At 45.2% G+C, this 11,460-nt stretch carries 5 protein-coding genes and 1 pseudogene; 1 reads left to right on the plus strand and 5 read right to left on the minus strand.

Features of this window, described 5'->3' with window-relative positions:
* The 3 genes from AB7U36_RS09990 to nusG form a co-directional block, all read right to left on the minus strand.
* The coding region (locus tag AB7U36_RS09990; protein WP_428159636.1) for an amino acid adenylation domain-containing protein at positions 1 to 9,091 on the minus strand (9,091 nt) is incomplete at its 3' end.
* 136 nt (positions 9,092 to 9,227) lie between these two features.
* Entirely contained in the window at positions 9,228 to 9,431 is a 204-nt protein-coding gene (locus AB7U36_RS09995; RefSeq protein WP_428159637.1) for a hypothetical protein, read from the minus strand.
* On the minus strand, positions 9,428 to 9,814 hold the full coding sequence (gene nusG, locus AB7U36_RS10000) for a transcription termination/antitermination protein NusG (protein ID WP_428159638.1): 387 nt from the start codon (positions 9,812 to 9,814) through the stop codon (positions 9,428 to 9,430). The genes AB7U36_RS09995 and nusG overlap by 4 nt, the downstream gene beginning before the upstream one ends.
* 386 nt (positions 9,815 to 10,200) lie before the next feature.
* Here nusG and AB7U36_RS10005 point away from each other — a divergent pair, with 386 nt between their 5' ends.
* Positions 10,201 to 10,518: a hypothetical protein gene (locus AB7U36_RS10005; protein WP_428159639.1), complete on the plus strand. Its 318-nt coding sequence runs from the start codon at positions 10,201 to 10,203 to the stop codon at positions 10,516 to 10,518.
* On the opposite strand, the pseudogene vapC reads toward AB7U36_RS10005, so the two are convergent.
* Both vapC and vapB read right to left on the minus strand, forming a co-directional pair.
* Positions 10,513 to 10,917 (minus strand): annotated as a pseudogene (vapC, locus tag AB7U36_RS10010) (type II toxin-antitoxin system tRNA(fMet)-specific endonuclease VapC). The gene AB7U36_RS10005 and the pseudogene vapC overlap by 6 nt on opposite strands.
* Positions 10,917 to 11,180, minus strand: a complete 264-nt coding sequence (gene vapB, locus AB7U36_RS10015; RefSeq protein WP_428159640.1) for a type II toxin-antitoxin system VapB family antitoxin — start codon at positions 11,178 to 11,180, stop codon at positions 10,917 to 10,919. The pseudogene vapC and the gene vapB overlap by 1 nt, the downstream one beginning before the upstream one ends.
* Positions 11,181 to 11,460: the final 280 nt, after the last annotated feature.

Consider the following 11,460-nt stretch of genomic DNA (forward strand, 5'->3'; position numbering starts at 1 on the left):
CGGTGCCCGGCATAACCTTTATCAATGCTTCAGGAGAGATGCCATTTTCGTCGGAAAAATAGTATTCCAAGGGTTCATCATTTCCCTTGAGAAGAGGGATTAAATGCCTGCCAATCCGCTCCAAATAGAGATCAAGCGCATGGATATTTTCGGCCAACCAACCGTATTGTTCGATCTCTGGACAAAATGCTTGTCCCTCTTTTTCAACCCCCAATTTTTCAAAATTAGTATAAAAACCGTCGCCATCCTTGTTCAGAAGCCCTCTGGCTATAAGAAGGTCCAGCCACTGCCCCAGAACAGTCCTGAATCGGTTATGAATCTTTCCCTTATCCATTAATTCCTGCTGGGACCACCTTTCACCGGAATGAATAAAAAAACCAAAACCGTTCAACACCCGGCATATGGTTTCAAGGCTTTTTTCTTTCATGTAATCATGAAAAACTTTGAAACCGCCAAAGTCCATTTCATTGAGCCTTTTTTCCGCTTCCAGCCGGGCGGTTGTTTTTAACAAATTCAAAAAGGCTTCCGAATCACTAGGGTCAACTTCCACGGTTTTTACAATTGGAGAATCTGTCTTTAAATCGGGAACGACATATGCCGTCAGTCGACTGTTTTCCCATTGATTTTCTCTGACTGAAACTACGGTGTCTTTTACCGAAGGATGATCTTTGATTGCAGCCTCAATCTCCCCAAGCTCAATGCGATAGCCGTTGAGTTTTACCTGGAAATCTTCCCTTCCCTGAAATTCAATATTTCCATCGGGCAAGTATCTCCCCATATCCCCGGTTTTGTACAGGCGTCCACCGAGAACTGGATGCTTGATAAAACTACGGGCGGTTTTTTCTTCATCACGCCAATATCCTTTGGCAAGACCCATTCCTCCAATATAAAGCTCACCCGTTACCCAGTCCGGGCAAGGGTTCATATTTTTGTTCAGGACATAAAACCTCTGATTGGTCATGGGACGACCGTATGGAACCGTGTTTCCTTCCATCCCAACCTTTTCTATGGGATGCAGAATGGACCAGATAGAAGCTTCCGTCGCCCCCCCGAGGCTGACGATTTCAGTCCCGGGAAATAGAGATATGATGTTACCGGGCAGGTCCCTGGGTATCCAATCCCCGCTCAAAAGAACGAGGCGAAGCGCCTTTGGCAAATCCGTCATTTTAGGCGGAATATAGGTCAAAAGCATCTGCATGAGTTGTGGAACTGAATTCCATACGGAAACCTGTTCCGTCTCCATCAATTTTAACCAATGGGCTGGGTCCTTTGATCCTTTTGCATCGGGAAGGATCAAGGTGCCTCCGGTTGCAAGGGTCCCGAAGATATCGTATACCGACAGGTCAAAACTCAATTCAGCAAGCCCAATTACCCTGTCCTCGGCACCGATGTCAAAACGCTTGTTGATATCAAGGATAGTATTAACCGCTCCTCTGTGGTCGATCATCACGCCCTTTGGCTCTCCTGTGGAACCGGAGGTATAAATCACATAGGCAAGATCATTGATATCCTGTACTGGAACCAGGGGAGCCCTTTCATCCACAAGTCCTGCCTTATCAACAGAAAATCTTTTAACCCCTTCCGGCCAGTCAATGTCTTTATCTCTCCATGATTGGGTAAGCGCCAGATCGACGTTTCCATTTTTCAAGATATGATGAAGCCGCTCTTTTGGCATTGACGCATCAACCGGCAGGTATGCCGCTCCGGAATAAAGAACACCAAGAACTCCAACCACCTGCTCCCATCCCTTTTCCATGACAACGGCAATGAGGCTATTGGGTAAAGCACCTTCTTCCCGAAGAACCAAGCCGATATTTGCAGCCCGGCAGGCAAGCTCATGGTAAGTCATTCTTAACGTTGAACTGACCACAGCCTCTTTTTCAGGATTTATGGATGCCTGTTTATCGAACAGAGTATGAAGCATCTTCCGTGATATGCTCCCCGCCGTATCATTCACCAATGTTCTCATTTCCGCCTGGTATTCAGGAATAAACTCCGCTTTTATCTCCTGCCAGGCATTCTCTTCATCTGCAAGCCTATTGATGAGCCTGCTGTAGGCCTCAAACATATCCTCCAGCATTCCTTCCGGAAAAAGTCCCTCAACCGCATCCCAGTTAAAGGTCAACGCACCGTTCTGTTCGAATATCTGATGATCCAGCCAGACTTGAGGCGTCTGTGAAATGCAGTAGACAAGATCAACGGGCAGCCCGGATGGCAGTCCTATTGCGGTTGAATCTCCACTCTGGCTACTGTATGGGAGCACACTTGTGAAGACTACTGGAAAATTGATATTTGAGCCGCCGCCCTTTTGCCTGGCAATCTCCCGCAACACTTCCACCCCGGACATATGCCGAAACTCCAGATCCTGCCATAACCTTTCCTGGATGTTCCGGGCCCGGGTTTCAAATGATTGTCTGCCGTCATTGTTTACTTCCAGTAAAGTCAAAGTGGTGAAGTCTCCAACGATTTCATTCACCTGATCATGCAGGGGAAGCCGGTTAAACATGGTCAAATTAATGGTAAAATCGGGTGATTTACTCCAGGCGGCAATGATTTCGGAAAATGCGGCAAGAAGCACTCCGGAAGGCGTAAGTCCCGCTTTGGCGGCACGATGTTTAAGATGTTTCCACGGCTCTTTTTCCATCCTTGATTCAAGGCGAATGAAATGTTGTTTTTTGATCTCTTCCGGATTTTTTGCAAGGGGGAGATCCGGAGCAGGGGGGAGATGGGGGATACGTTTTTTCCAGTATTCCATGGATTGCTGATAAAAATCAATATGTTTCACTGCTTCCTGCGTCAGGACATAGTCCCTGAAGGAAATCTCAATGGAGGGAAAATCAGTTTCTGGATCAAGGTAGTACCTGTAAAGATCATTTATCAGGATATTGAAACTCCAACCATCCCCTATAAGAAGATCAAAACTGATGTGAAGGCGGGTAATGCCTTTATCAAGAAGTGATGCCCGAATTTCGAATAAAGGCCCTGTCTCCGAGGGATGAATCTGGTGGGACATACAGTTCCTGATTTTTTTGAGTTTGCGTTGAGTATAACCAGGCTCATAGCACCTCAGGTCCTGAATGTTAACCTCATATGCCGGTACGTTCTCAAGTATCTGTTGACGACCATCCGAAAGAATCACAGCTTTGAGCATTTCATGGCGATTGACAAGTTTTGATATGGCCTTGCTGAATCTGTCCAGATCCAGATCAACCATCTCAACTTCGGCGTAAATATGGCAGGAGACATCCCCCAGGCTCAGTTCACCACGCCTGCCCATCCAGTAGGCATACTGTATATCGGTCAAAGGAAAAGGATCATATCTCTGATCTGGACGGGGGAGTATTCGGGGATAAATCATCTTATCCGTTTCAGTTGATTTTAATTTTCCAAAACGGTTCAGGACAATCCCAGACAATTTTCTGATGGTCGGTTGTTTTAAAAATTCCGTAAGGGAAAGCTCAACACCCAAATCTTTTCTAAATTGATTCCTGAGCTCAATCACCATCAACGAATCCAGCCCCATCTCCATGAGGTTCAAATCCAGATCAATCCGGGTCTTTGCATCCAGCCACATGATTTTAGTCAGGTAACTGGAAATAAGCTCTGAAACAAGTGCTTCTTTTTCTTCCGATTTAGCTTCATTAATTCGGTTCAACCTTTCAATGGTTACGGATTCTGACGGAGCCGGTTTTTTTATAAAATTTGAAATAATCTGGGATAAAACAGGGGGCACAGTGTTATTGAGGTAGTATCGAACGTAATCATCCCAATTAATGTCCATCACGGCGACCTGAGAATTTCCGGATCCGAGAAGTTCTTCCAGAAACATGAATCCTTTCTTAACAGTCAGGGGAGTAAATCCTCCCTTTTCCCAGCGTTTCATGTCTCCGGATTTGAGTGCCGCCGCCATACCGATCTCTGCCCAGGGTCCCCAATTAATGCTCAAGCCCGGCAGGCCAATACGCTTCCTCAATTCTGCCAATGTATCCATAAAATGATTCCCTGCAGCATAATTCCCCTGGCCCGGAGAGCCCAGGAGTGAAGCTGTGGATGAAAAGAGAACAAAATGATCAAGATGGAGATCTTTGGTGAGCATATGGAGATTCCAGGCGCCCATCACCTTTGGAGCCAATACATCGACAAACCGAGTCCATTCCAATTGATTCAGCATGCCATCATCCACCACGCCGGCCAGATGAAAAACGCCCTTAAGCGGTGGCATGGTCCGAAAAATATCATTAAATACTTTTTCCAGAACAGTCCCATCGTTTACACCACCCTGAACCACCCGGACATCAACTCCTTTCTCTTCAAATTCCAGGATATGCTTTTCGGTTTCGGGTGAAGGGCTGGTTCGTCCCATAAGCACCAGATGGCGAGCACCTTTTTCAACAAGCCATGTGGAAAGCCTCATGCCAAGCCCGCCCAATCCGCCAGTAACAAGATAAACGGCATCTTTGGAAAAGGAATCACTGGAGAAATGCAACTTGTCTTCTTCCACGGGCTTCAGTCGTGGGATATACCGGTTATCCCCCCGCAGAACGATCTGATCCTCTCCATCCTGCTCAACTAATTCCTGTACAAGCCTTGAAAATTCAATGTCCCCGGCTTCAAGAGAAAGATCAGCAAGTCCTCCGAAAAATTCGGGATGTTCCAGGGACATGACTTTACCCATTCCCCATAAAGGGGAACCCACCGGATTCACAGATGATTTTTCACCTTCAATCGTAAGTGCGCCCCTGGTGACAATCCACAATTTCGGCGGGTCATTATTTGTTGTCCTGGAAAGAACCCGCGCAAGGGCAAGGGTCAACTCACAGCCCATGGTTATATCCGGAGACAATCTGTCATAAAAAAGGGATCCAGGCATGGTCTGATCCATGCTGCACATATTGACAATACCGGTAAATTGCTCTTCTTCCAGGAGGTCCTCAATCCGTTTTTCAAATCCATTGATACGGTTCCCCGATTGGTCTTTGCCATGGTCGTCCAAGTATTCAAGAATATGTGAGATCCCCTTTGATTGAAATGCCTGCGCCAGGGATGATCCCTCCCCATGGCCGTCATCCAGAACCAGCCATTTATCGGAAAATATTTTTAACGCATCTCTTTTGGTCTCACCCCGTTCGGACAATTGCCATTGGACTTTGTAAAACGGGTCCAGCCCCTTGTTCCCAAGGCTGTTGATAAAAATTTCCAGGGGGGCCTGCTTCAGGTGTATCCCTTTTGCTTCTACGATCAGCCTCTTGTTTTCATCCCACAACCGGTAATTTCCAACCGCCAGCTCTGTGTCCAATGCCTCCGTTTGAAGCTCCATATGACAAAATAGTCTGCCAAAAGGGTTGCCATAATAATCAAACCTGTCAAAGCCCAGAAACATGTACGCATTTTTTTTGTCAAAATTAAAGCAGGCAAAAAGAAGCTGGGTGCATGAATCTATCAACCCCGGAGGAAGGACGTCCTTTTCGTATTTTTCGCTTTTACCCGGCAAGCGCATTTCGGCAAACGCTTCTCCATCTCTCCTCCAGATACGCTCAAGCCATTTAAAATGGGGCTCCAATTCAAGCCCCCCCTTCCGAATGTCGCTATAGAGGTCTTTGGCGCTTATTTCATTCTGACAACGGTTTTTTATGATTTCGGGAGAAAACAACGGATCTGAATGAGACGAAATTTTATTATTGAAAATTTCTTTTGCCTCGCCTTCGGCATGTATTCTCCATTGTTTTTTTGATGCACTATCATGCTGATCAGCGCTACACACTTTAAAGGACACTTCTTTTTTGCTAACTTGCGAAAAAACTATCTGTACGATCCTTGTTTCATTGTCGGGGATATATAGTGCTTCCCGAATGAACATGGATTCAATCCTGCAGATTCTGCTCCCCAGCATATCCTCCATCTTATGTATAATCATGGAGACCATGGTAGAACCTGACATTACAGCATGGTTATACACCCGGTGATCATCCAGAAAATAAGATGTTGTGTCGCACAGGTATTGATAAATAGTCTCTTCCATGGGGATTTCGATCAAAGTACCATTTGAAGGGTGAAAAGCAGATGAACCACTTTGAGGTTCAAGGAAGTTTTGTTGAATGTTTTTCTCTTCAAGCCAGCATCGTTTGCGTTGAAAAGGGTAGGTGGGCAAGGATAGAACCGTTTTATGGCAGGGTTCGCTCTGTTTTCCCCAATCTATTGTAACGCCTTGAGTATAAAGAACGCCAAGACCCTCAAGGACGGATCGTGCATCTTTGATTCCCCTTTTCAAAGATGCGGCAAAGTAAACATCCTCCTTTGGTAGAATGGTTTTTGCCATGCCGGAAAGTACAGGGTTGGGTCCTATTTCAAGAAACAGGTCACATCCGTGGTCATGAAGGGTTCGGATGCTTTCCTCAAATTTAACGGTTGAGCGTATGTGGCGGCACCAATAATCAGGGGAACACACCTCATCTTTTTCCGTCATCCGGCCGGTGACATTGGAAATATAGGATAATTGGGGTGGCGCATAGGCGATTTCCATTGCAATTTTTCTGAAATCTTCAATCATAGGCTCCATCAATACAGAATGAAACGCATGGGAGACCGGGAGTATGAAACATTGAATTCCGTCAGAAGATAAAGAGTTGCAGACAGTATCAACAGCATTGCCTACCCCTGACACCACAATATTCTCAGGCCCATTGACTGCTGCGATGGAGAGATCTTCCCCGAATGGGGCAATTGAAGCTTCAACTCGGGATATATTGGTAAATAATACTACCATTTTCCCGTCACGGGGTAGATTCTGGATCAATTTTCCCCGGGCTGTAATGAGCTTCAGGGCATCTTCTAGGCTAAAGACGTCAGCGATGCATGCTGCTACAAACTCTCCCACGCTGTGACCCATTACCACGGACGGCTTAATCCCCCATGCCTGATACATACGGGCCATTGAATATTCCAAAGAGAACAGGGCAGGCTGGGTATTGGCTGTTTGATTCAGTAAATCCGTATCGTGGTCATCATAAAGAAGGGATAAAAGGGAGATTTGGTGGTCTTTCATAAGAATTGCATGGCATCTATCCATCTCCTGTCGAAAAACAGGTTGGCTTTTATAAAGTTCCCGACCCATCCCTGGATATTGTGATCCCTGGCCAGTAAAAATAAAAGCGGGTTTATTGCCTGGGCGACCTTTACCAATGGTTATTCCATGGCTATCTAAATTGTTTGCAAAATTCGTTAGTTCTTTTTCAAGCACACGTATGTCTTCTCCGGTCAGGGCCAGGCGGCATGAAAAATCAGACCTAAGAGCATTGGCCGTGTAGCAAAAGGCAGCGGCATCAGTATTGGGATGTGACTCAAGATATTTTTTGTATTGACCAGCCATATCAACAAGTGCATCTTCGTTCCGGGCTGAAAGTGTCAATAGATGACATGCGAATGGATATTTATCATTAGTTTTATAAGATGCCGGTGCTTCTTCAATTACTACGTGGGCATTTACTCCGCCAAAACTGAAACCGCTGACAGTTGCGATTCTCTTCTCTTGTCCGGCAACCCATGGTATCTGCTTTTGGGGGATAAGAGCCGGAATACTGTCAAGAGAAATCAAGGGATTGATCTCTTTAAAGTGGAGGTGAGGTGGTATTTTATTGTGCTTGAGACTTAAAAGCACTTTGATTAGCCCGGCAATTCCGGCCGCTTGTTCCAGATGTCCGATATTTGTCTTTACCGATCCGATTATAAGAGGTTTTGTTGACTTACGTTCCTCACCCAACACCTTGCCAAGGGAGTTGACTTCAATGGGATCACCAATGGCAGTGCCTGTTCCGTGGGTCTCGGCATAATTTATCTGCGAAGGCTTGATCCCAGCTTTTCTAAGGCTTTCTCTGATCAACATTTCCTGGGCGAGCCCGTTGGGAACGGTGAGACCGTTGCTTTCACCGTCCTGGTTGACATGGGTGCCGCGAATAAGGCCGTAGATCCGGTTACCGTCATTCAATGCATCGGAATATCTTTTAAGGGCCACCATACCGCATCCTTCAGAACGAACATAACCATCAGCAGAGGAATCAAAGGTTTTGCATCGCCCATCCAAGGCCATCAACCTTGCTTTTGAAAAAACTATATTCATTTCAGGAGAAAGTATCAAATTGACACCTCCAGCCAATGCAAGGTCGCAATTCACATTATTCAGGCTTTGACATGCAAGATCCACGGCAACCAGAGAAGATGAGCATGCCGTATCAACGGCAATGCTGGGCCCACGCAGTCCCAGAAAATATGAAAGTCGATTTGCAGCAATTGATGTTGAATTTCCCGTACCGCTGTAAAGATCAAGCATTAAAGGGTCTTTAAACAGGAGGCGGCCATAATCACTGCCGCTTATGCCGACAAACACGCCGGTGCTGCTTCCTTTAAGTTGGGCCGGGAGTTCGCCTGCATCCTCCAGGGTTTCCCATCCTACCTCCATGATAAGTCGCTGCTGGGGATCTATCCCTCTGGCCTCCCGTGGAGAGATTCCAAAAAAAGCGGGATCAAATTGATCAATCTGATCTATAAAGCCACCCCATCTGGTGGTCATTTTACCTAGGGTGTCAGGATTAGCATCATAAAATGAGTCGATGTCCCATCTGTCGGCAGGAACTTCGGTGATTCCGTCCCCCCCTGTTTCTATGAATTTCCAGAACGCTTCGGGATTATTGCATCCTCCAGGAAATCGACATCCCAACCCAACGACAGCAATGGATTCCCTTGGAAACTTGGTGGGATCGGGTGTTGTTCCAACGATTTCATAGGCCGTCTGTTTTTTCAGAATTTCTGATTTTTCACGCAAGCAATTTAAATTAGTGGACAGAGAATCCGGTTCATTATAATTTGAATCCTTTTCCAAAAAATCGGACAAAGCACGAATAGTGGGATAATCAAACCCAAGCGTAGCTGGGAATTCACGGTTCAGCCGATTCCCAAGATTGTTAACAATTGATACCAAATCCAGTGAGTTGATGCCGATGTATGAAAAAGGAGCCTGAATATCTACTTCATCGGTGCCCTGATTTGTTTTTAAAGAAATCTCCTTGATCAACCATTCCAATATAGATGGATTTGCCATTACTGAATTTTTCTCCATTTTGCTTAATCCCCATATTTTTTTAGGTAACGCCAAAATCTTTCAAGCTTTGCGGGCTGGGTGTTTCGTTGAATTTGAATGAAAATTCTTTAACTACCATTCAAATTTTGTGAAATGGTTATTGATCTTTGTGAAAAGGGCGGGATAAGATTTCAACGCCGAGGGATACGTCGAGCAGCCGGTTCATGAATTCAATTCTAACCTTGGCCTTGTTTTTCCTCTTATCAATAAAGAGAATTCTGCCTTTCAGCTGCTTCAGGGGCCCTTGTATGATCTGAACCTCTTCATCTTCCATAATAATCCCTTTAGATAATTCAATCACCCCCCCCCTGTCACTTCAAAAAGAAATTTCATTTCGTTCTTGTTGGCTTCCAGGTATTTCACATTGGCCATTACCGGTTTAAAAACCATACTGGAATTGGCCTTATCAAGCGCGTCCAATGATTCTGAAATACTTCTGTAAACAAAGATATATCCAGGGAATAGGGGTAATTCCATAATGTGCTGTACCCCTTTGAGCTGATGGATGACTTTCCGGGTCGGAAGATAAAGCTGGATTTTTCTTAAAAGAACCTGGAGGGTTGAAACCAGTTTTTTTTCACACCCGGACAGGGTCTGGATGGCGTACCAGTTTTGGTAATCAATGAAAGCGTGATCGTCTTTTCCAGAAAATTGGATAGGACGTGCCCCTCTTATTGTTTTCATGATCAATCAAATTTATAATGATGACGGTTGGATGATTGGAAATTATCAAGCTGACCGGGTTCAAAAAGAAAAAAGAAAAGAACTTAAACCGGACAACGCTTTGGGATAAGACCCGACATGCCGGGAACCAGGGTCTTTATCAACATTCTGAAACATTAGCTGCTCTCGGGCAGCCCTGTTCTATGGGACTTACAATAGCATTGGGCATCAGATATAAAATCGAAAGTTAGCCATATCAATCTTTTTTATACTCAGAACTAACATTGCGATCTATATATTCTTAAGTTATTTATGTCAACTCTTTTTTGGAAGACTAATTTTTTATATCAAAATCAGAGAATTTATTCTCAACGATCAGCGACCCCAATCCCACAAAGTCTGCAGATATGCCTGAACATTCCTATGCAGGAGTTTGCGTTGGCAACTCATCCGATGAACCGGAATACTTCCGTCTGGAATTTGAAGTGAATGTGGAAGACTGGATCGACTGGGCGGTGCAGGCCGGGATTGCACCGGAGGTGATCGGCTTTATCCGGTTCAGGCCGGCCCTGCTCCATGAATTTGATCCGGAAATTCCCACAGACTCGGGCCTGCTGTTCGCCCTGTGTGAAATGAAGGGCCATGCAGCGGATGTATCCAATGCCGAAGCGGTGATGGCGTTTGCCGACCGGCAGATGCCGGCATTTTGTTTTTCAACATCATAACTCACACCAGTTCTCGAACAAGAGCCCTGGAACCCGTTCAAACTCTTTAGCATTGTTTGTCACTAATACCAATCCTGAGGATCTGGCATGAGCGGCAATCATCATGTCATACGGTCCAATGGGTTAACCGATGTGATAAAGAGCCGACCGAATCCTGCCAAAATGATAAGCTGCGGAATTGTCAAAGGAAAGAACCTCTATTCTGGCAATCATTGCTTCAATGTCAGCCAGATTTCGTTCCACCTGTCGGGAATGCTCCGCTCCAAATACCAATTCACCCAATGTCACGCTGGAGATCGCCATTTGTCCATCGTGCCGATTAAATCGAATCTTGACCTGTTCCGGTCGATTTTTCATTGTGTAGATGACCATATTGGTATCCAGCATGTATTTCAGCATTACAGATTCTCCCGAAGTTGATCTTCAGGTTGCCCTCTCTCTTCCATAAAGTCTTCCGAAACGCCTGGATTGTCAAACCACTCATCCCAGGATTGCCCTACAGGTTGAATAATTCGTTTTCTGCCCATAACTGTAATTTCAACCGTTTTGACAGAATCGGGAAACGCAACATTTTTCGGCAGACGAACCGCCTGACTTTTGTTGCTTTGAAAAAGCTTTGTTTGTACATGCACCATGATGGATCTCCCTTCACCATGAATCAATATAAAAAATTTTGATGCAATTGTAGCATCCTGCTGGGATATGTCAATGGGATATCCAAAAAGAAAGGCGGGTCAAATCTTTATTCTTGATAATTCAGCCTCAACACTCTCAAATAACTGGCTTACTTTGTTGTCTTTTTTCATTTTTTCCCGCAGGCGTTTTCTGGTTAGGAAGAGAGCGGGATAAAATTTCAAGCCCAAGAGACACGTCCAGCATCCGGTTCATGAATTCAATTCTAACCTTGGCCTTATTCTTTCTCTTATCGATAAAGAGAATTTT

This window comes from Desulfobacter sp. (assembly GCF_050177295.1).